19 protein-coding genes and 3 pseudogenes are annotated in these 23,019 nt (G+C 37.9%); 4 read left to right on the top strand and 18 right to left on the bottom strand.

From position 1 onward, the window contains the following. Positions 1-62: 62 nt before the first annotated feature. Together EAE30_RS05890 and EAE30_RS05885 are read right to left on the bottom strand one after the other, a co-directional pair. A pseudogene (locus EAE30_RS05890) lies at positions 63-188 on the bottom strand (transposase); the annotation flags it as partial. A 78-nt stretch (positions 189-266) separates the two neighbouring features. Beyond that, positions 267-501, bottom strand: a pseudogene (locus tag EAE30_RS05885) (helix-turn-helix domain-containing protein); the annotation flags it as partial. Positions 502-624: 123 nt separating this feature from the next. On the opposite strand from EAE30_RS05885, the gene EAE30_RS05880 reads away from it, so the two are divergent. Further along, positions 625-1,656 (top strand): IS630 family transposase, encoded by a 1,032-nt coding sequence (locus tag EAE30_RS05880; protein WP_123017271.1) that lies wholly within the window; start codon positions 625-627, stop codon positions 1,654-1,656. A 43-nt stretch (positions 1,657-1,699) separates the two neighbouring features. Here EAE30_RS05880 and EAE30_RS05875 read toward each other — a convergent pair whose 3' ends face one another. The 16 genes and pseudogenes from EAE30_RS05875 to rfbB form a co-directional block, all read right to left on the bottom strand. After that, entirely contained in the window at positions 1,700-2,482 is a 783-nt protein-coding gene (locus EAE30_RS05875; protein ID WP_123015146.1) for a glycosyltransferase family 2 protein, read from the bottom strand. A gap of 1 nt (position 2,483) precedes the next feature. Further along, the gene (locus tag EAE30_RS05870; RefSeq protein ID WP_123015145.1) at positions 2,484-3,290 is read right to left on the bottom strand and encodes a glycosyltransferase family A protein; all 807 of its coding nucleotides are present in this window, start codon (positions 3,288-3,290) and stop codon (positions 2,484-2,486) included. A gap of 133 nt (positions 3,291-3,423) precedes the next feature. Next, on the bottom strand, positions 3,424-4,551 hold the full coding sequence (locus EAE30_RS05865) for a glycosyltransferase family 4 protein (protein WP_123015144.1): 1,128 nt from the start codon (positions 4,549-4,551) through the stop codon (positions 3,424-3,426). Then, positions 4,548-5,816 (bottom strand): hypothetical protein, encoded by a 1,269-nt coding sequence (locus EAE30_RS05860; RefSeq protein WP_123015143.1) that lies wholly within the window; start codon positions 5,814-5,816, stop codon positions 4,548-4,550. The genes EAE30_RS05865 and EAE30_RS05860 overlap by 4 nt, the downstream gene beginning before the upstream one ends. Before the next feature lie 488 nt (positions 5,817-6,304). Continuing rightward, the gene (locus tag EAE30_RS05855) at positions 6,305-7,243 is read right to left on the bottom strand and encodes a hypothetical protein (protein ID WP_123015142.1); all 939 of its coding nucleotides are present in this window, start codon (positions 7,241-7,243) and stop codon (positions 6,305-6,307) included. Positions 7,244-7,248: 5 nt separating this feature from the next. Continuing rightward, the gene (locus EAE30_RS05850) at positions 7,249-8,061 is read right to left on the bottom strand and encodes a hypothetical protein (protein WP_164711804.1); all 813 of its coding nucleotides are present in this window, start codon (positions 8,059-8,061) and stop codon (positions 7,249-7,251) included. Beyond that, positions 8,058-9,332, bottom strand: a complete 1,275-nt coding sequence (locus EAE30_RS05845; RefSeq protein ID WP_123015140.1) for a lipopolysaccharide biosynthesis protein — start codon at positions 9,330-9,332, stop codon at positions 8,058-8,060. Before EAE30_RS05845 ends, EAE30_RS05850 begins: the two co-directional genes overlap by 4 nt. A gap of 60 nt (positions 9,333-9,392) precedes the next feature. Next, positions 9,393-11,564 (bottom strand): polysaccharide biosynthesis tyrosine autokinase, encoded by a 2,172-nt coding sequence (locus EAE30_RS05840; RefSeq protein WP_123015139.1) that lies wholly within the window; start codon positions 11,562-11,564, stop codon positions 9,393-9,395. 16 nt (positions 11,565-11,580) lie between these two features. After that, positions 11,581-12,021, bottom strand: coding sequence for an arsenate reductase/protein-tyrosine-phosphatase family protein (locus tag EAE30_RS05835; protein WP_123015138.1), 441 nt, complete (start codon positions 12,019-12,021; stop codon positions 11,581-11,583). An 18-nt stretch (positions 12,022-12,039) separates the two neighbouring features. Then, positions 12,040-13,191, bottom strand: a pseudogene (locus EAE30_RS05830) (polysaccharide export protein). Between the two features lie 246 nt (positions 13,192-13,437). After that, on the bottom strand, positions 13,438-14,385 hold the full coding sequence (locus EAE30_RS05825) for an IS30 family transposase (protein WP_123014135.1): 948 nt from the start codon (positions 14,383-14,385) through the stop codon (positions 13,438-13,440). Between the two features lie 366 nt (positions 14,386-14,751). Continuing rightward, a complete protein-coding gene (locus EAE30_RS05820) occupies positions 14,752-15,699 on the bottom strand; it encodes an IS30 family transposase (protein WP_123014709.1) in 948 nt (315 codons plus the stop codon). 166 nt (positions 15,700-15,865) lie between these two features. Beyond that, positions 15,866-16,417: a dTDP-4-dehydrorhamnose 3,5-epimerase gene (gene rfbC / locus EAE30_RS05815; protein ID WP_123015137.1), complete on the bottom strand. Its 552-nt coding sequence runs from the start codon at positions 16,415-16,417 to the stop codon at positions 15,866-15,868. Positions 16,418-16,429: 12 nt separating this feature from the next. Beyond that, on the bottom strand, positions 16,430-17,308 hold the full coding sequence (gene rfbD, locus EAE30_RS05810) for a dTDP-4-dehydrorhamnose reductase (RefSeq protein WP_123015136.1): 879 nt from the start codon (positions 17,306-17,308) through the stop codon (positions 16,430-16,432). Then, a complete protein-coding gene (gene rfbA, locus EAE30_RS05805) occupies positions 17,305-18,195 on the bottom strand; it encodes a glucose-1-phosphate thymidylyltransferase RfbA (protein WP_123015135.1) in 891 nt (296 codons plus the stop codon). The genes rfbD and rfbA overlap by 4 nt, the downstream gene beginning before the upstream one ends. A 15-nt stretch (positions 18,196-18,210) precedes the next feature. Then, positions 18,211-19,278, bottom strand: a complete 1,068-nt coding sequence (rfbB, locus tag EAE30_RS05800; protein WP_123015134.1) for a dTDP-glucose 4,6-dehydratase — start codon at positions 19,276-19,278, stop codon at positions 18,211-18,213. A 223-nt stretch (positions 19,279-19,501) separates the two neighbouring features. Here rfbB and EAE30_RS05795 point away from each other — a divergent pair, with 223 nt between their 5' ends. From EAE30_RS05795 to EAE30_RS05785, 3 genes are all read left to right on the top strand, one after another. Continuing rightward, entirely contained in the window at positions 19,502-20,449 is a 948-nt protein-coding gene (locus EAE30_RS05795; RefSeq protein ID WP_123015133.1) for an IS30 family transposase, read from the top strand. Between the two features lie 194 nt (positions 20,450-20,643). Continuing rightward, entirely contained in the window at positions 20,644-21,585 is a 942-nt protein-coding gene (gene rfaD / locus EAE30_RS05790) for an ADP-glyceromanno-heptose 6-epimerase (RefSeq protein WP_123015132.1), read from the top strand. A gap of 45 nt (positions 21,586-21,630) precedes the next feature. Further along, positions 21,631-22,797 (top strand): nucleotide sugar dehydrogenase, encoded by a 1,167-nt coding sequence (locus EAE30_RS05785; protein WP_123015131.1) that lies wholly within the window; start codon positions 21,631-21,633, stop codon positions 22,795-22,797. The last annotated feature ends 222 nt before the right edge of the window (positions 22,798-23,019 follow it).

The raw sequence follows: 23,019 nt of genomic DNA, 5'->3' as shown, positions 1-23,019 counted from the left end.
TGGAGATGTGATCATAGAGTGGGCAACGCGTGATTAGAATGTGTGGTTTGTGGTGCGCTTACTTTCCAGTTGTAATAAGTGGCATCAGATATTCCGTATTCTCGGCAGACTTCCTTGATAAGGCGACCACCTTCGACTTCTTTCAAAATCTTCACGATCTGTGTTTCGGTATAGCGTGATTTTTTCATAGCGAGTTCTCCCTGATTCATTCAGTGTATGCTGAAGAACTCCAAAATGGTATGCCACTATTTTAGGGGATGGTTACAAACTCGCTCCTGAGGTGTTCGGTATTTACGCGCTGATATGCATTTTATTGATTGAGAATACCTGAGCTTCGCTTGGGCAATAATGACTGCCTTTACTGCCCCGTTTAAGCTCCTGATATAACGTAGAGAGACGGCAGCAAACGGTTTTAGCTATTTCAGAAACCGAAATTCCCCGTTTCAAAAGAGCAGAAATCTGGTGTATTCTGCCGTCGGTCAACTGTCGATAATACTTCATGGTAGTACGGCTTGTTTCTTTGGCGAGAAGATCGTACCACTTTCAGCAGTTGGCTTCCTCTTCTATACCCGTGATCATTGAAGATGCTTGATTTTCAGAGTAATGAGGATCATGCTACGCCCCATGAAGATAAGGCTGACCAAAGAACAAAAGCAAGCACTCGATATCCAGCACGATAAAACGCGTGATGGTCGAGTCCGTGACCGTATAAAAGCGGTATTGCTAACGTCTGAAGGTTGGAGTACTGCAATGATTTCTCAAGCTTTGCGTATTCATGAAACCACCGTTCTGCGCCATCTTCAGGACTACCAGCAATCAGAGAAGCTAAAGCCCGAAAATGGTGGCTCCAGTAGTCGATTATCCGCTTCCCAAACTATGGCGCTTATCGAGCGCCTCACTGAGGTGACCTACCACCACTCTCATCAGATTGTGGCCTATGTCCTAGAGCAGTTTGGTGTGAGCTATACAGTCGCAGGTATGAACAAGTGGCTGCACCACAATGGCTTTAGCTACAAGAAGCCTAAAGGTGTCCCCCATCGATTTAGTGAAGCTAAACAGCAGGAGTTTGTTGAGGCCTACAAGGCACTCAAATCCCGCTGCGGCAGGGACGAACCCATCTTGTTCATGGATGCGGTTCACCCGACTCAAGCTACAAAAATCACTCATGGGTGGATACGTACCGGGCAGGGTAAACCTATAGAGACAACAGGAAGCCGCAGCCGCCTCAACATTGTTGGCGCACTGAACCTCTTAGATATTGGCAATACGGTTATTAGCGCTTATGAAAGCATCAACAGCGAAAATATCGTTCGGTTTTTCTGTAGACTGAGAGAGAGCTACCCACTAAATCAAAAGCTTCACCTCATCTTAGATGGAGCGGGGTATCACCGTACAGATTTGGTAAAAGATGCGGCTTTTGTGTTGAACATAGAACTTCACTATCTGCCACCTTATAGCCCCAACCTCAACCCAATAGAACGGTTATGGAAGGTAATGAACGAGCAAGTAAGAAACAACGTTTACTTCAAAAGTAAGCGTGACTTTGAAGCTGCTATCCGGCGATTTTTCACTGTGTCTCTTCCGGAGATTGCAGGCTCTCTAGCGTCACGTATTAACGATAACTTTCAAATGTTAAATCCTGCATCTTCAAGTTGAACAGGTATACATCTTTCCATGAATGTCGCAATTGAATTCAGGATCATTTAAATTTTAAATAAAAGTCATAAACTTTAGGTAGCTTAGATTTTAAAATGCCAAAAAAAGCATAATTAAAAAAATAAAACAAAGAAGAAATCATTCCCATATTTTCAACATTACGGTATATTTTCCACTGATAATATGCTGCTGACTTTTTATTAGCAGAAATAGAATCTGCTCTAACTCTATAATAAGATTTAACTTTCCCAAAATCATAAGCATAGTTAATGTCCTTTAATATTTTCAACCAAAGACCAAAATCTTGCCTTTTTCTAATTAACGGCATATATACTTTACCTAATTTCTTCGTGTCATACATAACTGTTAAACAACCAATTGAACATGTTTTAAGTATATCCCTATATTTCACATACTTAGGAACGTTAACAAGCCCTATTTCTTTTCCTTGTTCATCAATTAAATAATAAGCAGAAAAGCTAAAGTCTTTATTATTTTTCAACATGAATTCAACTTGAGATGCTAATTTATCCTTAGCCCATAAATCATCACTATCTAAAAAAGAAATAAATCTACCATTTGCTTTCTCTATACCTAAATTTCTGGCAACAGCGGCACCAGAATTTTTATCAAGCTGAAAAACTTTTATCCTTTCGTCTAAATCAGAATAACGTTTAATAATATCAAAACTTGAATCGTGAGAACAGTCATCAATAATTATAAGTTCCCAATATATATATGTTTGCTCAAGAACAGACCTTATCGTTTCTTCTATAAATTTTTCTGAATTATGCGTAGGAGTAATAATTGAAACTAATGATGCCATACTAATAACCTTTTAATAACTCAACATATCCAGAAAAAAGATCTATAAACTCCTTCACTAGGCTTTTCCTATCTTTATAGAGACTATATTTTTTTATTGCAAAATAAACTATAGCAAATACACCTTTCCAGCCAAAAATCCTAGCAAAACCTGCACCTCTAGCTTTTTCTATATGAGAATCAAATTTGACCCCCGTCCTTACGATATCTAAAGGATGTCTTACAACTACTTTAGGAATATATAATAAAGACAAACCATTTTTAAAACAGTCGGTTAAGAAAATTTGATACTCACACAATGGGTACTTACATCCTAAGCCAAAATTACTATCAAACTTTATCAATTTATTTTCGATAGACTTTTTTCTAAAAAAAATCTCCCAATCACCAGTTTTCATTAGGGAATGAAATGTGTGATTAAATGATTCTTCTCTATAATTCTTAATACTTTTGTCATTTTCTATAAAATTTGTCTTAAATGTTATAATATCTGAATCGTTCTCTAAAAAACTTTTTTCAATAATATCTAACACCTTACTATCATATATTAAATCATCATCTGTAAAAGTACAAATATCACCAGACATGTTTTCCATCGCTAAATTTCTACTATTAGATGTTCCTTTATCTTTTACAGAAATAATCTTTATATTATCATGTGGCACATGGATCATTTCTGGTAAGTCGATATTTATACATTGATTTATTATAACAGCGTTAATATTTTCTATATCTAAATTCTTGAACATTCTATATATAAAATCAACGTTGTTTCTATCCACAGTTGATATTAAAAATTCTATTTTCATATACTATTGCCTTTATTTACGTAAATGTTTAGTTTTTAGTATTAACTGGAATGGAAATAATAAATTTAATTTAAAAACATTATACGCGTGTGAATTATTCATTAAATAACATTTTTAATATAGTATATGTTATTTAAAATTCCTCTCCTAAAACTTTTTTCAAAAGTCCATCCCACGACTTAGATAATACAAAATCATTAAACTCAATTTTATTAAACTCAGCTTTTGTCGACAAAATCAACTGTTTTGATAATGATTCAGGATCCATACTGTGACAAAAATTGACTAAACTAGGATAATTTTCATAAATTTCTCGTGTAGCAGTATCCACTCCATCACAAGATTGATTATCGAATGCTACAATAGGTAGTCCAGAAAATGTAGCCTCTAGCAGTACTTGTCCAAATGGTTCATATATAGATGATAGACAGAATACATCACATAACTGATAATACTTTTCTGGTGTTTTAGTTGATGGCTTTATAATAACTTTATTAGATACTGCGTATTCTTCTATAAGAGACTGATATTTTTCTTTTAAATATCCATCACCTACTAATAGTAGTGAAAAATCATCAGGTGTATATGACATCGCTTTAATTAAAACTTCAAAATTTTTCACATCGACAAATCGGCCTAAACCTAGTATATATTTTTTATCTACATCTAAACTTAGCTCTTCTCTTAATGCAATAATCTCTTCTTTATTTTTTTGAAAGAATCTTTTATCGTCTACACCAGGATTAATCTTTGTCATATGATAATTTGAACCAATTATACTTTCTATTTGTAATTTCATTGAATCACTAAATACAAATAACTCTGAACACCTAAATGCTAAACCTTGAATAGTCATATTAAAACGGTACTTTAGCTTTGATCTTAGTGATAGAGATTTCTCTCTAATATTTTGATATTTATATACACCAGGAACAATATATTTGATATTTTTAAACTTTAACAGTTTTAGTACAATAGCTAATACATGATGCCTACAAATTACTAGTTCATATTCATTCTCTAAACTTTTTATTAATCGATAAGCATTATAAACATATGTACCTCCTCCACTTGATTTATATCTATAAATATTAGCACCGAATAGTTTTTCAGCTGGTTCAGTCTCGATAGTTAAGGCAGTAACTATATCAACATGCCAACCTTCATTCGACAACTCTTCAGCAATGCTTCGGAGAGAATTTTCTACACCACCTATATTTGGATAAAATGATGTATTTAAAAGTAGAGCTTTTCTTTTCATGTTGTATTCTCTTCGTAATCTAAATTTATTCTTTCCTTAAAAGAATAATATATTGATATGCCTAAAGACAGAGCAAGTGTATTAACTAGTGCCCCCTTTGAAACTTCAATAGATAATGAGCTAATCTGTGTGAAAAACAATGATATTAACCATAATGGTGTGATCAATAAAAGATTACAATCATTATAGTGTTTTCGTTTTGTATATATATATAATTTATAAGAGTTAAATAAAACATATAAAAAACATAATCCTATAAATAATATACCTATAAATCCATATCGGTATAGAATAGTAACAAACCAAGATTCTAAAAGGACTCCTCTACCTAAACCCACACCAACAAAATAGTTGTTTTTTAATACGGTATTTAGAGTCATCATTACTTGATCTATACGTAGCTGTAACGTATTTGAATTACTAGTATCGTAGAAAAGGTCATATAACGTTCGAACTAAATTACCCGAATAATTTTCATTTAAATAAAGAATAAAGTCTAATAAATATGAATATATTATTGATATACAGCATAATAAAGAAATTAAGATAAATACTTTATTCTTTGCTTTTAACTGAAAAAACCAAAACATGAATATCACGCAGAATGCTGATGCAACTCCAGTCTTTGATTGAGCCATCACAATACAAAGTAATAATAATGATATATATAATGACTTGGAAAAGGTATTTTTAAAAGATGATTTTCCGACTAGAAATAATATCAAACAAAAGTTGTAAAAAAGTGCTGAGTAATATGGTAAGCCGAAAAATGTTACAGCTACATTGGTTATATCTTCTTTATTTGTGTTTTTATAAAGAAAATCAAATAAACCTGTTATAACTGGTGGCTTAGCTATCTCAATAATACTTGTTAAAAAACAAATTATTATAATAAACTTTAAACTTTTTATAATATTATATATTTTCTCTATCTCATTATAACGTAGTAACGTCATTGTCGAATAGAAAAACATAAATAGCATTATAGGTCTAAACAAACTCATCAAATCTGATAATGACTCTGCCGCTTCATATCCAAAAATATAAGTAAGTAAAATAAGAATTTGGTTTACAAAAAAATAGGTTAATATATTTCTTTGCCTATATAAAGTTAAATTTTTACTATAAATTAGCACAACAGTAAAGAAGAGTAAAACACCTAGTATATTTACATGAACTTGTGAATTATTCATTATAGATGGCAAAAGGGGGATAAATATTGAAAAATATAAATAGTAGTTTATTAGTTTATTTTTTTTAATCATTCTTACACACTTTTATACAGTATTGTCTATTATATCTTGATATCTTGATATCTTGATATCTTGATATCTTGATATCTTGATATCTTGATATCTTGATATCTATATTAGTTTTTCATAAAATAAAATAAAATAAAATAATTATTTTTATCATTCATAATTAGACATTAAAATTATTGATAACTTCACATAAAGTAATTATAATTTACAAATTTAATCGTCGAATAACTGATGTTTATATTAAGGAAAATTATAACTCCCTAAAAATTAATACTTAATGATACCTTTAAGAATGAATGTCGTCTAAAACTGATTTAATATATAAACATTATAACATATACACTTAATTATTTTCTAATCATTTATATCATAACTACTTCTGCTTCGACAAGGAAACATTAATTATATTAGTTAAAAATATAGCTATATCATCAATGATAAAATTATCATTGATGAATTTAGTTTTACTGACTATACATCCAGATTTTATATTATTTATTTTTATCTTGATTAATATTAACTAACACCTGTAACAAATTGACCTTTTCAAAGTAAGTAAGATCACTATTCAATAATAATTGTTCTAAATCTTTATTTATAAAGTCAAGGTCAATATCAGAATTAGTATATTTTCTAACTAAATCTCTCCATGCTATACCATTAACTACTTCATGCCAATTACACCAAGAACCTTGATATCCTTTAATAATACCAACTTTTTTCCCTATTTTGTGGTAAAGCCAAAAAGGAATTTGAATAAATGAGTTAACTACCCAAGAAAAATATGGCAATCGACCATCTCCATGTATTAACCATTTGCTAGGTAATAAAAATGGTTTCATTGCTCGATTAAATAGACGACGATTCAATTTCCATTCTGTTGGTACAGATGCACCGATTTTTATTACTGCATTCGACATGAAAGGTTCATAGCTTCTAAATAATCTTCTTGTACTATGATAATTACCAATTGCTACCCGCATCGTCGAAGGAAAAAGAACAAACCATTCATGTGCACTTTCATTTCGTAGCTCTTTTATTTTTTCAAACCGATACAGTCGTCTATTATTTACTTTTTCTAGTACTGAAGAAGAAACATAGTGTTTTTCTATCTTATCGGTCCTATTTTCATTCTTTATAAAAATTTCAGGAATAAAAGGAAAGCGACTCATACCTTTTATTTTCATTGAATACGGAGCTTTCAGTATTGAATCTGCCAAGTAGCCACCAAAAACAGCTGTATGTTTGGAAAGTTTATATATACGATCAAAGCCTAAACTATGAGCGTGAGAATATTGCTCTCCAGAGCCAACTAGTTTACTAGCTTCATCTATTATATCTAAATAATGGGTATCTTTTCTATAACCAATATTCATATCTATATCATATATATTAGCTACTTTTTGAGCGATTTTTCCTTCACGATTCATCCCATTTAAAAATGTATATCCGATTTTTTTAAACGCTTAGGAATTAATCCACTCAAAGCTCTAGAGTCTTCACCACCACTAACAAATTGTGCGACAGTATCCATATTTTCAGTCACTTTTTCTACATAGCTAGATATGCCTTTACTTAAATCATTGGCCGCATCATTAATAGACGTATACCTGTTCGTTTTTTCAGGAACCCAATAACAATCAGTATATTTTGTTTCACCAAAATGAGTTACTGAAGCAGGTTCCAGCTGATATATACCTTCAAAGGGTGTATACGGATATGTTATTGCACTATTAATAATAAAATCGGCTAACGATACTTCGTCATGATCGGAACTTTTATTAGATAAATCAGCAACACAATCAACGTGCGTTCCCAGATTATAGTGATTATCATATTCATAACTATATGTGGGAATGAAAGACATTAAATCTGTTACAACTTCAACTAACTCTAATTCTTTATCAATCAGTAAGATTGCAAAAGGACCACTAAGATCTTCATCCCACACAATACTCCCATCTACTTGCCAACGATGATAAATCTCTTTCGTCGCAATATTAGAATCTTGGCCAACTAAAAAGTCGTTATTCCTGAAGCATAACACAGGCCCACCAATAACTACTATTATATGTTTCTCTGTTTCATAAGGTCTAAAACCTAGATATTGATTATGACTAATTGCAAGTGATCCCCAGTCTCCATGCATTTCTTCGATTATGGGGGGATTTTCGCAATATATTGACTCTATTAGAGATGTTAAATCACCAAACGATTTTTTTCTTGATGAAAATATAAAATCACTCATGTTTTAGCCTTAGATTTCGTTATAGTATAGAATATGAGAAATATATTTAGTACTACTCCAGAACATGAAAATGCCGCAACAGCAAAAATATCGCTTTTGTATAGATAAAACCCTAAGCTTATTGCCGTAAAGCGCACGATAGCACTTACTATTTCGTATACTAGAAAAAATTTTTGCAGTCTTAGAGCAGCTAATGTTGATACAGCAGGCCTATTTATAAAAGAGAAGAACATTGCTAAAGATAGCCATTGAGAGTATTCACCAGCAATAATCCAATCAGCTCCAAAAACAAAAGAGAAAAGCCAAGGACCAAATAGAATAACTATAGAGAAGGGTATTAGACCGATAAAAAAAAGTGAACTCGTTGCTTGAATTAAGAGTTTAGATACATTTTTACCTTGGTTTATGGCACCGGTAACCTGCGGATAAAAAACATCTCCAACAGATTTACCTAACATTGAGGGAATTCCCATTATCATTCTCGATAATGCATAAAAACCAACTGATTTCGAGCCAAAAAAACTTGCAAGCATTAATGTTGGTAAACTTTGTGACAATGCATTTATAAATTGTTGTGGAGCTCTATAAAGTGGAAAATCTTTATATTTATAAGTAACACTCTTAAATTCGCTTTTATTTAAACTTATTTTTTTTATAAGTTTACTATTATTTCCACCTACGATAAATAATAGTGTCGCATATGTAAAGTAGCCTAAAGATGTAATAATAATTAATACAAAACCTGACGGAGAAAACCATCCAAAAAAAGTTTTTACAATATTTAAAAATAAGGATTGATAAACTGCAACTTGAGCAGTAATTCTAAATAGCTTATTTCTAATTAACCATTGTTCGAGAATCTGTTTTAAAGCTGAAAAAAATAGTGCTATAGGTATTATTATTAAATAATCTCTAAGATATTCTATATTAAGACTTCTTACTATATAATCAGAAAATACAATAATGAATAGCGCACTTGAAATCGATATTAATATTGATATGATTACACTTATCTTTGCTATATTTTCAGCTTCATTATCTTCTTTAGATAAGACGATAGCTATAGGATAAGATAATGCAGATATAGGAATTAACACGGTTAGTATCGCAGTAAATGTTCCGAGTAAGCCAAAAGATTCTACTCCATAGAGTCGGGTAATTACTGGTGAAAATAGCATGGTAATAGCCTGAGCACCAGCAGTACCCATAATCGCTAGAAGAATATTCTTTATAAATTTACTTTCTCGTATGAGATTTATTTTTTTTTTCATATTTTTTGTACTATATCAAATTACCGTTAGTAAATATCTGAATATATTAGTCTAGCTTCTCTATTTATCAGAATTATAGTTATAATTATAATATCCATAATAATTAGAAGCTTTTTTCTCTACAGCATTAAAAATAATACCTTTCACATATATACCAGACTGTTCAAAACGATTTTTTGCGACATCAAGTTCTTTAACTGTATTTTGACTAAAACGTGCGACCATTAATGTAGTTCCTGCTAAAGTACCAACAATACTTGGATCAGTCACGGCCAATACAGGAGGCGTATCGACAATAACCAAATCGTATTTGTTTGAAGCCCACATAAGCAGTTCTTTTAGTCGATTGTGCATTAAAAGCTCAGAAGGATTCGGTGGAACTTGTCCTCGAGTAATGACGTCTAAGTGCTCAATACTCGTAGATTTTACCACTTCTTCAATGGCCATCTTCCCACTAAGATAATCAGATAAACCATGCTGCCAGTTAAGACCAAACGCACTTTGTAAATAGCCTTTACGCATATCAGCATCAATAATTAATACTTTTTTACCCGTTTTAGAGTATACAGCGGCAAAATTTGTAGATACAAACGACTTACCGATATTGGGTGATGCTCCTGAAATCATCAGAATGTTGTTTTTTGCCTCCATCATGGCAAAGTGCAAACTTGTGCGTAGGCTGCGTAGAGCTTCAATTGCCAAATCGGCGGGATTTAATTCTGCGAGTAGTAACATTTCTTTACTGGAACGGCGACTTTTTCCATTTAACTTATTTGTCAATGTCAATTGCATTTCAGAGCGAGGAATACTGGCATAAACTGAAAGACCAAGTTCTTCAATATCATCCGGATTTTCCACCCCTTGATGTAAAGTTCTTTTTACAAAAAGACTAACAATGCCCATCAAAAAACCTAGAATTGTCGCAATGACCACAACTAAAGGCTTTTTCGGCTTAATAGGTTTAGGAAAAACTTGCGCATGGTCAACAATACGTACATTTCCAACTGTCCCAGCTTTTACCACACTCAGTTCTTCAATTTTATTCAGCAATTGCACATATATCTGTTGGTTAACCCTCACATCACGCTGTAAGCTTAAAATGCGTTTTTGCGTTTCCGGTAAGTTTTCAATCTTTTTATTCAGTTTGGCTTTTTCACCTAATAGGGTTTGGCGTTTATCCATTAGCGCTTTATACGCCGGGTGATCTTTGGTGTATTTTTGGCTGATCTCGGCTTCTTTAAAGGTTAATTCGTTGGGCTGGGCATCTAAGTTGACCATCACTTTCAGGGTTGATTCCGCTTCCATGGTTAAATCAACCGATTCACGCTGTTTACGGTAATTATTTAACTTGTTTTCTGAATCAATCAGCTTGGCTTTCAGTTGTGGTAACTTTTCTTTTAAAAAGTGAATACTTTGTTCCGCTTCCGCTGAATCACGCTCCACATTTTGTAAAAAATAACGTTGAGCAATATCATCAAGCAAAGCTTCAGAAAATGCTGGATTATCAGAGGAAAAGCTCAAACGGATAATTCCTGTTTTCTTTCCTTCTTCTTGTGCACCCAGATGAGATTTCAACCACTCGACTGCGTCAATCCGATTACGTTTCGAAATTGAAAACTCAAAGCCATCATCGGCTTGAATATCACTAATTTTCAGGGTAAATCCGTGCCCTGTACTGGTTACGCCTACATTGCCTTTAAGTAACACATTATCGTCTTCATCTACCAGCTCATAAGCACCTTTTTGTTGGTTAAGTACTTTAATGTGGTATTGATGGGGCTCTCGTTGATAACTGTCAGGAATATCAAATTGACTCACTTTGATTTTTTGTTCATCGCCAGTTAAACGAGCCCAGCCTTTTCCAATAATAGGGATATACTCCGGCTTAACTACGGTGGTTAAGTTAAACTTATCGACCGTGCCGCCTAACACCATACGGGATTTGATGAGTTCAATCTCGGTATCGGCAGTTAATTCAGAAGAAAACATATCGCCTAAGTTTTCACTGACCACAGAAGAGAAGCCGCCCGAACTTTTTTGTTCCACTTGAATCAGCGCATCCGATTGATAAATCGGTGTCGCCAGCAACGCATACGCCACGCCTATTAGCAAAAACAAACAGGTAATACTAACGATCACCCATTTGCCATCCAATAAGGTGCCAAACAATTGTCCTAAATCTATTTCGTCGTTGTCAGATGAGCTGACGGCTTTTGATCTTAAATCAGTCATAATTTATATCGTTGTATTAAAGTTTGGCTCGCCAAGCATCAGCCGCTTGAACAATCAATTGGTAGGCATAGTCAAAGGCTTCTTTGCTTTGACGGTATGGATCGGGGATATCTTTCTGGCCTATCCACTGGCCAAATAACATGGCTTTACCGCGCGCTTCCGGCGCTATTTCAGACAGCGCCGCTAAATGGCCTTTTTCCATCACTAAGATTAAATCGTATTGAGCACATAGTTCTGAGGTGAGCTGCTGCGATTGGTGCGAGGTAATATCCACACCATGCTCTTCGGCTACTTGCACAGCCATGGTATCGGCCGGTTTACCGACTAAGCCGCTGCGCTTGGACGCTATGCCTGCTGAGGCTATATTTTTATGCGGGAGTATGGTTTGCAAATAGCGCTCCCCAATGGGAGAGCGACAAATATTTCCAACACAAACCACAAGAATGTTATCAAACACGGTACTATCCTTATTGTGTTACGGCCAGTTTTTTAAACGCAACATGCCTTCAGTTAAGTTATTGAACCCACTGATGGTTGGTACCAACTGGCTGATAAGACGATTCTAGCGTGCTACCGGTGCGGTGGTCACGTACACCACATCGTAGGGTTTCAATTCAAACTCGGTGCCCATCACGAGGGCGGTCGCATCTTGCATATTGAGCTGATACACATCCGCTAATGGGGCATGGCTGCCTTTATGCTGCTTATTCGCAAGCCCAGTACTGCGGATCACAAACACGCCTGTGGCATCCGCTTGCGCTTCATTAATCCCACCAGAGCTCGCCAGTGCTTCAGTCAAGCTCATACCGGTGCGGTCAATTTTCACCACCTGTGGTTTATCCACGCTGCCCATAATGAACACTTTCTGTGCATCGTTACGCGGCACATGGATAATGTCGCCTTTGTGCAACAATCGGTTTTGGGTTAAATCGCCTTTTTGCACCAATGCATATAAGGATAAACGTTCTTCTTTACCCTGGTGGGTCAGTGTAACGTTGCGCCAATCCGCATCTTTGGTAATGCCACCCGCGCGGTTTATCGCATCCAGTAAGGTTAACGGAATATTCGAGATAGGCTGCGGGCCGGGTTTATTGACTTCTCCCGTCACGTAGGATTTTTGTGAGCGGAATGCGGCGATATTGACATCAACCTGCGGATCTTCAATGTACTTTTTAATACGCTCAGTAATCAGGGTACGGACTTGCGTGACCGTCAGCCCAGTGACTTTGAGTTTACCAATGTACGGATAAAAAATGGTGCCGTCAGAATGTACCCAGTTCCCCGCTTCTTCAGAACTTCGATAAGAACCAGCAGGAATGGTCAACTCAGGGTGATCCCAAATGGTCACGTTGAGCACGTCACCAGGGCCAATTTTGTATTGGTAGTCCGCTAGTTGTTTCTCTAGCCCAGCATTGGGTTGCGTGGTCGGGACCAGCTGATGATATTTCAGCTCATTAATGAGATTAGGAGTCAGTGGATACACATTGACACGAGAAGAGAGAGTATCGGCGCTATCGTCTGCGTCCCAAGCCATATTTTTATCGCTTGTCGGTAACGTAGAGCCGGGAATAGAACAGCCTGCAAGCGTGCAAGATGCTAAAATTACAGTGATTGCCTTGTTTAACACACCAACTTCCTAAATAGTAGAGAATACGTCCTTTCGTCCGCTCAGCTGTCAGCAAAGGGGCATACACCTCCCGCCACGAGCGTCGAGATAAGATATCGATAATTTCATCACCATGGCAAGAGATTTCTCTTTGCCAACTAAACGTTTGCTACATCTTAGCGTCAAATTTACAATTTGACGCTGACTCTTGTATCGGCACATGAGGTAAAACCCGAATTCAACTGCGAAGTGCGACACTCTCCAATATCAAGAAGCTAAAGCCATCTCCTCAAATATAATGGCTGCCTGCTTGAAGCCTAAACACTTTCTCGGACGGTAATTTATCCGCGATAAAGCGAACTCTATATCGATGTCCGTCACTGTCGTTAGATCGGTTCCTTTCTTCACATATTGCCTTAAAAGACCGTTCGCATTCTCATTAGCACCACGCTCCCAAGAACTGTACGGATGAGCAAAGTACACATCAGCCTTTAATTCTTTTGCGATGGTTTCATGACCTGCAAACTCTCGCCCGTTATCTGCCGTAATGGTATGGACATGTTTCTTATAGGGCTTCAGTAGCTCTATTGTCGCTTTGGTGACATCATCCGCTGACTTAGATGGCACTTTCTTTACCACGTAAAATCGAGTCTTACGCTCTAAAATAGTCACCATTGCACCTGTACCATGCTTACCTAGCACAGTGTCGATTTCCCAGTCACCAAACCGCTCCTTACTGTCAACGATGCTTGGTCTATCATCAATCGAAACGGCATTTTTTATCGCTGGAGCTTTCTCTTGTTTACCTCGGCGATACCGCTTATGACCTTGTCTCAAGTGACGATATAACTTACCGCCCAAGCGTTTATCTTGAGCAACAAAGCGATAGATCCACTCATGACTGACAGATGCACCAATTTTCGTTAATACATTAGAAATCTGCTCTGGACTCCAATCTGTTTCTAAAAGAAGGCGGATAAAATCGACACGTTCCTTTGGTATTCGGTATTTACGTGCTGTTTTGCGCTTTTTGGTAGACGACATCTGGGCTTCGTTAGGGCAATAATGCTCTCCCTTCCGACCGCGTTTAAGCTCACGGTATACCGTCGAGCGGTGGCACTGAACTGTTTTAGCTATTTCAGGAACCGAAATTCCCCGTTCCAAAAGAGCAGAAATCTGGTATCTTCTGCCTTCGGTCAACTGTTGATAATTCATGGTAGTACTGCTTGTTTCTTTGGCGAGAAGAGCGTACCACTTTCAGCAGTTGGCTTCCTCTTCTACATATTTCCATGAATGTCGCACTTATTATCTGAAATCGGGAAATAATAATGACATGAATATTAAGTCAAAAAATATATATTTCTTACTGTGCTCTGTCATTTAAATTTCATACTTTTATGTTTTTGACACGCTACCGCCGAAGGACACACGTCCCCATAAAAAATAGGCGTTCAAACTTGTTGCATCAAAACTAAAATAAGACGGCGCATGATAGCGTGGGCAAGTAAAAATGTGAAGGTGAATATGGTTATCATAGTGTCAGAACCCGAATTCAACTGCGAAGTGCGACACTCTCCAATATCAAGAAGCTAAAGCCATCTCCTCAAATATAATGGCTGCCTGCTTGAAGCCTAAACACTTTCTCGGACGGTAATTTATCCGCGATAAAGCGAACTCTATATCGATGTCCGTCACTGTCGTTAGATCGGTTCCTTTCTTCACATATTGCCTTAAAAGACCGTTCGCATTCTCATTAGCACCACGCTCCCAAGAACTGTACGGATGAGCAAAGTACACATCAGCCTTTAATTCTTTTGCGATGGTTTCATGACCTGCAAACTCTCGCCCGTTATCTGCCGTAATGGTATGGACATGTTTCTTATAGGGCTTCAGTAGCTCTATTGTCGCTTTGGTGACATCATCCGCTGACTTAGATGGCACTTTCTTTACCACGTAAAATCGAGTCTTACGCTCTAAAATAGTCACCATTGCACCTGTACCATGCTTACCTAGCACAGTGTCGATTTCCCAGTCACCAAACCGCTCCTTACTGTCAACGATGCTTGGTCTATCATCAATCGAAACGGCATTTTTTATCGCTGGAGCTTTCTCTTGTTTACCTCGGCGATACCGCTTATGACCTTGTCTCAAGTGACGATATAACTTACCGCCCAAGCGTTTATCTTGAGCAACAAAGCGATAGATCCACTCATGACTGACAGATGCACCAATTTTCGTTAATACATTAGAAATCTGCTCTGGACTCCAATCTGTTTCTAAAAGAAGGCGGATAAAATCGACACGTTCCTTTGGTATTCGGTATTTACGTGCTGTTTTGTGCTTTTTGGTAGACGACATCTGGGCTTCGTTAGGGCAATAATGCTCTCCCTTCCGACCGCGTTTAAGCTCACGGTATACCGTCGAGCGGTGGCACTGAACTGTTTTAGCTATTTCAGGAACCGAAATTCCCCGCTCCAAAAGAGCAGAAATCTGGTATCTTCTGCCTTCGGTCAACTGTTGATAATTCATGGTAGTACTGCTTGTTTCTTTGGCGAGAAGAGCGTACCACTTTCAGCAGTTGGCTTCCTCTTCTACATATTTCCATGAATGTCGCACTTATTATCTGAAATCGGGATATATCAAGTTTTTATTTTTATAGAAACTTGATAAAAAACTTAAAAATTTCATTTTAGACCTATAGATATACTGTCTCATCAAAATAAAGACCCTGACGATCTTTTTCTGAAATCACAAGAGTTGACTTATCCTCGACAGGCCAATCAATTTTAATGGTCTCATCGGCCCAATAAATTGATTTTTCAGCCTTAGGGTTATAATAATCCGTGCATTTATACACGAATTCCGCTTCCTCTGATGTGACGTAAAAGCCATGAGCAAAACCTTCCGGTACCCAGAGCTGTTTTTTATTTTCTTCTGATAAGTAGACACCAACCCATTGACCGTACGTCTTTGAGTTTTTTCTAATATCAACGGCAACGTCAAAGACTTCACCCGATATCACTCGGACCAATTTTCCCTGTGTATTTTCCGTTTGATAATGCAATCCTCTTAGGATCCCTTTCTTGGATTTTGAGTGATTATCTTGAACAAAAGTCGTTGGTTTACCTGTGACTAATTCTTCGAACTTTTTCTGTTGCCAGGTTTCCATGAAGAAACCCCGTTCATCGCCAAAAACCGCAGGTTCAATAATTTTGACGTCTGGTATGTCTGTATCAATAACATTCATAAGATTTATCTTTTAATGACAGTATTTATTAAGGTAATTTAATGCGTGTTGCCAGTTGCTCGCATCAATATCAAACTGTTGTTTTATTTTTTGTACGGAAAGTTTTGAGTTGGCTGGTCGTGTCGCTGGTGTCGGATACATCTCTGACGAAATTGCGGTAAGCTCTGGCCGTTGCGCTAATACACCTTGCTCTACTGCCGCATCAAAAATATGGTTAGCAAAATCAAACCAACTGACATGCGGAAGTCCAGAAAAATGATAAATACCAAACTCAACGGATTCATTCGTATTGATAGATTCGGCAACATTAATGAGAGCTGAAGCAATATCGCCTGCGTAAGTTGGCCCACCCCATTGATCAGAAACAATATTTAAAGCGCTACGCTCAGCACCAAGTCTTAGCATGGTTTTCACAAAGTTATTCCCATGTTCTCCAAATACCCAAGCTGTACGCAATATTATATGGCGTTCACAGTATTGCTCTATAGCCAACTCTCCGGCTAGTTTGCTCGAGCCATACACACCTTGTGGATCCGGTATGTCCGTCTCTTGATACTCGCCGTTTTGGGCACCCGAGAACACATAATCCGTTGAGATATGTAGTAGAGCAGCGCCTGCCGCTGACGCGGCTTGAGCCAAGTACTTGGCGCCATCTCGATTAATTAGATAGGCACTTTCTGAGTCGGTCTCCGCTTTATCTACGGCGGTATAAGCAGCCGCATTGATAATAATGTCTGGCTTAAACTCATCCATTCTATGAGCGATAGCCTCTGGTGAGGTAATATCAAGCTGATTACGATCTAGAGCGAGTATGGTGTGCTTTTTCTCTAATAACTGTTCAACCAAACACTGGCCGACTTGTCCTTGGCTACCCGTAACTAATACTCTCATGATTTTGAAGCCTTTTTTTGTCCTTCATCAACAAGCCTGAGTAGATACTGACCATAATCATTTTTTAGCATAGGCTGAGCGAGCTCAATCACTTGTTGATCGTTTAGCCAGCCGTTTCGCCAAGCGATTTCTTCTAGGCACGCAATTTTTAAACCTTGCACATGCTCGATCGTTTCAACAAATGCTGAGGCTTCCTGAAGGCTTTCATGCGTACCGGTATCTAACCAGGCAAACCCACGTCCGAGTAATTCGACATTTAAAGCATTCGCCTGCAAATACATCTCATTGAGTGCAGTAATCTCAAGCTCACCACGTTCAGAAGGCTCAACTGTTTTCGCTAACTCAACCACTTGATTATCATAAAAATACAATCCTGTGACTGCATAATCAGATTTCGGTTGAGAGGGCTTTTCTTCGATCGAAATGGCTTTCATATTGTGATCAAATTCAACCACACCAAAACGCTCTGGATCTTTGACTTGATAACCGAACACGGTTGCGCCTTGCTTTTGACTCGCTGCATTACGTAGAGTCTTACTAAAAGACTGACCATAAAAAATATTGTCACCTAAAACAAGACAAACACTATCACCATCAATAAAATTTTCACCAATAATAAAAGCTTGCGCCAATCCATCGGGACTCGGCTGAATGGCATACTCTAAATGAATACCAAGATCGTTACCGTCGCCCAGCAAACGTTTGAAGCTGTCGTTATCTTCAGGGGTTGTGATAATTAAAATATCTTTAATTCCCGCAAGCATTAACGTCGATAACGGATAATAAATCATCGGTTTGTTATAGATAGGTAATAACTGTTTTGAAACACCACGAGTGATTGGATATAAGCGAGTTCCAGAACCGCCAGCGAGTATAATGCCTTTCATAATACGGTTCCCATGTTAGTAATTATGTGCACCTAAGCGTTCACGGCTGTATGAGCCGTCAAGCACTCGGCTCCACCACTGACGATTATTTAAATACCATTGCACGGTTTTTCTCATTCCAGATTCAAACGTTTCTTGTGGAACCCATCCCAAGTCTTGGCTGATTTTCGTTGCATCAATGGCATAACGCACATCGTGTCCTGGGCGGTCCGCGACATAGGAAATCAAGTCACTGTAATGCGTAACGTTGGCAGGTTTTTCCGGGACCAACTCTTCAAGAAGTGTACAAATGGTTTTGACTACCTCAATATTGGCTTTTTCATTGTGCCCACCAATATTATAGGTCTCACCGATTTTTCCTTCTGTCGCCACGAGATATAGCGCTCTTGCGTGATCTTCCACATAGAGCCAGTCACGGATTTGCATGCCATCGCCATACACCGGTAATGGCTTACCTTCCAGTGCGTTGAGAATCATGAGAGGGATCAGTTTTTCAGGAAAGTGATAAGGCCCATAGTTATTCGAGCAATTGGTAACGAGTGTCGGTAATCCATAAGTGCGATTCCATGCTCTGACTAAATGGTCGCTAGAGGCTTTCGACGCTGAATAGGGACTGGAAGGTTGATAATTGGTGGTTTCTAAGAATAGATCACTGGTTCCTTCTAAATCGCCATATACCTCGTCGGTGGATATATGATGGAAACGAAATGCCTGCTTTTTCCTATCGTCTAATTGATTCCAATACTGGCGTGCCGCTTCAAGCAGCTGATACGTGCCTACAATATTGGTTTCAATAAAGGCTGCGGGACCATCAATAGAGCGATCAACATGTGACTCTGCGGCAAGATGCATTACCACATCAGGACAATGTTGTTCAAACACATGTTTTATTGCCGAACCATCACAGATATCAACTTGCTCAAAGTTATAACGTTTATTGCTGGTATAACCATGTAACGATTCGGTATTCCCAGCGTAGGTTAACTTATCCACGTTAACCACTTCATCCATTGTATTATCAATAATATGACGTATTACTGCTGAGCCGATAAACCCAGCCCCCCCAGTCACTAAAATTTTCATTTATTCATCCGCTTTCTTCGATGTCATTTCAATACTGATTCGACTATTTGAACCCATTTTATACTTATTAGGCACGCTACCGCCCAGACAGTTCAGGTAAACCTGTGCCTTAAAAAAACCCGATTTCAGATAATAAGTGCGACATTCATGGAAATATGTAGAAGAGGAAGCCAACTGCTGAAAGTGGTACGCTCTTCTCGCCAAAGAAACAAGCAGTACTACCATGAATTATCAACAGTTGACCGAAGGCAGAAGATACCAGATTTCTGCTCTTTTGGAACGGGGAATTTCGGTTCCTGAAATAGCTAAAACAGTTCAGTGCCACCGCTCGACGGTATACCGTGAGCTTAAACGCGGTCGGAAGGGAGAGCATTATTGCCCTAACGAAGCCCAGATGTCGTCTACCAAAAAGCGCAAAACAGCACGTAAATACCGAATACCAAAGGAACGTGTCGATTTTATCCGCCTTCTTTTAGAAACAGATTGGAGTCCAGAGCAGATTTCTAATGTATTAACGAAAATTGGTGCATCTGTCAGTCATGAGTGGATCTATCGCTTTGTTGCTCAAGATAAACGCTTGGGCGGTAAGTTATATCGTCACTTGAGACAAGGTCATAAGCGGTATCGCCGAGGTAAACAAGAGAAAGCTCCAGCGATAAAAAATGCCGTTTCGATTGATGATAGACCAAGCATCGTTGACAGTAAGGAGCGGTTTGGTGACTGGGAAATCGACACTGTGCTAGGTAAGCATGGTACAGGTGCAATGGTGACTATTTTAGAGCGTAAGACTCGATTTTACGTGGTAAAGAAAGTGCCATCTAAGTCAGCGGATGATGTCACCAAAGCGACAATAGAGCTACTGAAGCCCTATAAGAAACATGTCCATACCATTACGGCAGATAACGGGCGAGAGTTTGCAGGTCATGAAACCATCGCAAAAGAATTAAAGGCTGATGTGTACTTTGCTCATCCGTACAGTTCTTGGGAGCGTGGTGCTAGTGAGAATGCGAACGGTCTTTTAAGGCAATATGTGAAGAAAGGAACCGATCTAACGACAGTGACGGACATCGATATAGAGTTCGCTTTATCGCGGATAAATTACCGTCCGAGAAAGTGTTTAGGCTTCAAGCAGGCAGCCATTATATTTGAGGAGATGGCTTTAGCTTCTTGATATTGGAGAGTGTCGCACTTCGCAGTTGAATTCGGGAATGACATTTCTGGGTTTTATACAAGTAAACATTGTAGGCAATCTTAGGAAATTCGCTAACCATATGATTTTTTTAACTTCATTTTTGTGATTACATACTAATGATTAAGCTTTATAATAACATAAATAGTGGTAAAGATTGACTAAGGAATGAATACATGATTATCGTAACAGGCGGTGCTGGCATGATCGGCAGTAATATCATCAAAGCGCTCAACGATCGTGGTATCAACGACATACTTGTTGTGGATCACTTAAAAAATGGTCGCAAGTTCAAAAACTTGGTTGATTTAAATATCACCGACTACATGGACCGTGATGATTTTCTAACCCAAGTGATGGCCGGGGATGACTTTGGACCTATAGAGGCCGTTTTTCATGAAGGCGCTTGCTCAGCCACAACCGAGTGGGATGGCAAGTACATGATGCTCAATAACTATGAATATTCCAAAGAGCTGCTTCATTATTGCTTAGAACGTGAAATTCCTTTCTTATATGCTTCTTCAGCCGCTACATACGGCGATACCTCTACATTTATTGAAGAACCTTCTTATGAAGGTGCTCTGAATGTTTACGGCTATTCCAAACAGCAATTTGATAATTACGTACGTCGTCTATGGCAAGATGCCGCCGAGCATGGCGAAACGCTTTCTCAAATTACCGGATTTCGCTATTTCAACGTCTATGGTCCGCGAGAACAACATAAAGGTTCAATGGCTTCCGTTGCGTTTCATTTGAACAATCAAATGAACGCAGGCGAAAATCCGAAACTTTTTGCAGGAAGCGAACACTTTAAACGAGATTTCGTTTATGTTGGTGACGTCGCCTCAGTGAATCTGTGGTTTATGGACAATGGAGCCTCGGGGATTTATAACTGTGGAACGGGTAAAGCCGAGTCATTCGAAGAGGTCGCGAATGCCGTCATCCGTCATCATGGGCAAGGAAAAATTGAAACCATTCCTTTCCCCGAACACCTCAAAGGCGCTTATCAAGAATACACTCAAGCGGATCTCACGAAACTACGTGGCGCTGGCTGTGATATAAAATTTAAAACAGTGGCAGAAGGTGTTGCTGAATATATGACGATAATTAACAGTTAGTAAGTAGGATAGGTTTTAATTTTTTATTATTTATAAGGCTTATATATGAAAATTGCAGTTGCCGGCACAGGATACGTCGGTCTTTCCAATGCGATGTTACTTTCTCAACATAATGAAGTGGTTGCATTAGATATCATCGAAGAAAAAGTGGCGATGTTAAATCGCAAGCAGTCTCCGATTGTGGATGCTGAAATTGAACGTTTTTTAGCAACTAAAGAACTCAACTTTACTGCCACGATGGATAAACATCTTGCTTACCAAGATGCGGACTTTGTGATTATCGCAACTCCCACCGATTATGACCCAGAAACGAACTATTTCAACACTTCATCAGTTGAAGCCGTGATTCGTGATGTAATGGCAATTAATCCTCATGCGACTATGGTCATTAAGTCTACGGTTCCAGTCGGATACACTGCCGATATTTGCCGACAGTTTGAAACGCAAAACGTCATTTTTTCTCCCGAGTTTTTACGTGAAGGCAAAGCCTTATACGATAACCTACATCCTTCTCGTATTATCATCGGAGAGCAAAGTGAACGAGCCAAAACATTTGCGGCTTTGCTTGCTGAAGGAGCAGAAAAACAAGATATCGCGACTATCTTTACCAACTCGACTGAAGCCGAAGCGGTCAAATTGTTTTCTAATACATACCTTGCTATGCGCGTGGCATACTTCAACGAGCTTGACTCATATGCTGAAGTACATGGCTTGGATGCGCGTCAAATTATTGAAGGTGTCGGATTAGACCCACGCATTGGTAATCACTACAATAACCCGTCGTTTGGTTATGGCGGCTATTGCCTACCGAAAGATACTAAACAACTATTGGCCAATTACGAAAGTGTGCCCAATAACATTATTAACGCCATTGTCGATGCAAACCGTACTCGCAAAGACTTTGTCGCAAGTAGCATATTAAAACGTGAGCCAAAAGTGGTGGGAATTTATCGCTTAATCATGAAGTCTGGCTCAGATAACTTCCGAGCCTCATCCATACAAGGGATCATGAAGCGTCTAAAAGCAAAAGGCGTAGAAGTCATTGTCTATGAGCCTGTATTAGAAGACTCTCTTTTCTTTAACTCACGCGTAATTAAAGATATGGCGGCATTCAAACAAGAAGCCGATGTCATTGTCTCTAACCGCATGACGCAAGAGTTGGCTGATGTTGCTGACAAAGTATATACCCGTGACTTGTTTGGTAGTGACTAAATAACCATTATTGAAACCAATCGGTAGAGAAGTGACAAACGTCGCTTCTCTTTTTATGCCTCTGAGACGTGATGAGCGATGTCAGTGGTCAGTCCCACTCTAGCTTAGATCGAAAGACGAAGATTCCGCTATTTGTAGACTTGCACCAACCAAATAAAGATCTTTCCCCCTTCCTTCCTAATGTTACACTGCTATACTACACATTTGTTTTATTTTTATTCT

Source organism: Vibrio zhugei (assembly GCF_003716875.1).
Lineage (GTDB): Bacteria > Pseudomonadota > Gammaproteobacteria > Enterobacterales > Vibrionaceae > Vibrio > Vibrio zhugei.
This window is presented reverse-complemented; position numbering and strand designations above follow the sequence as displayed.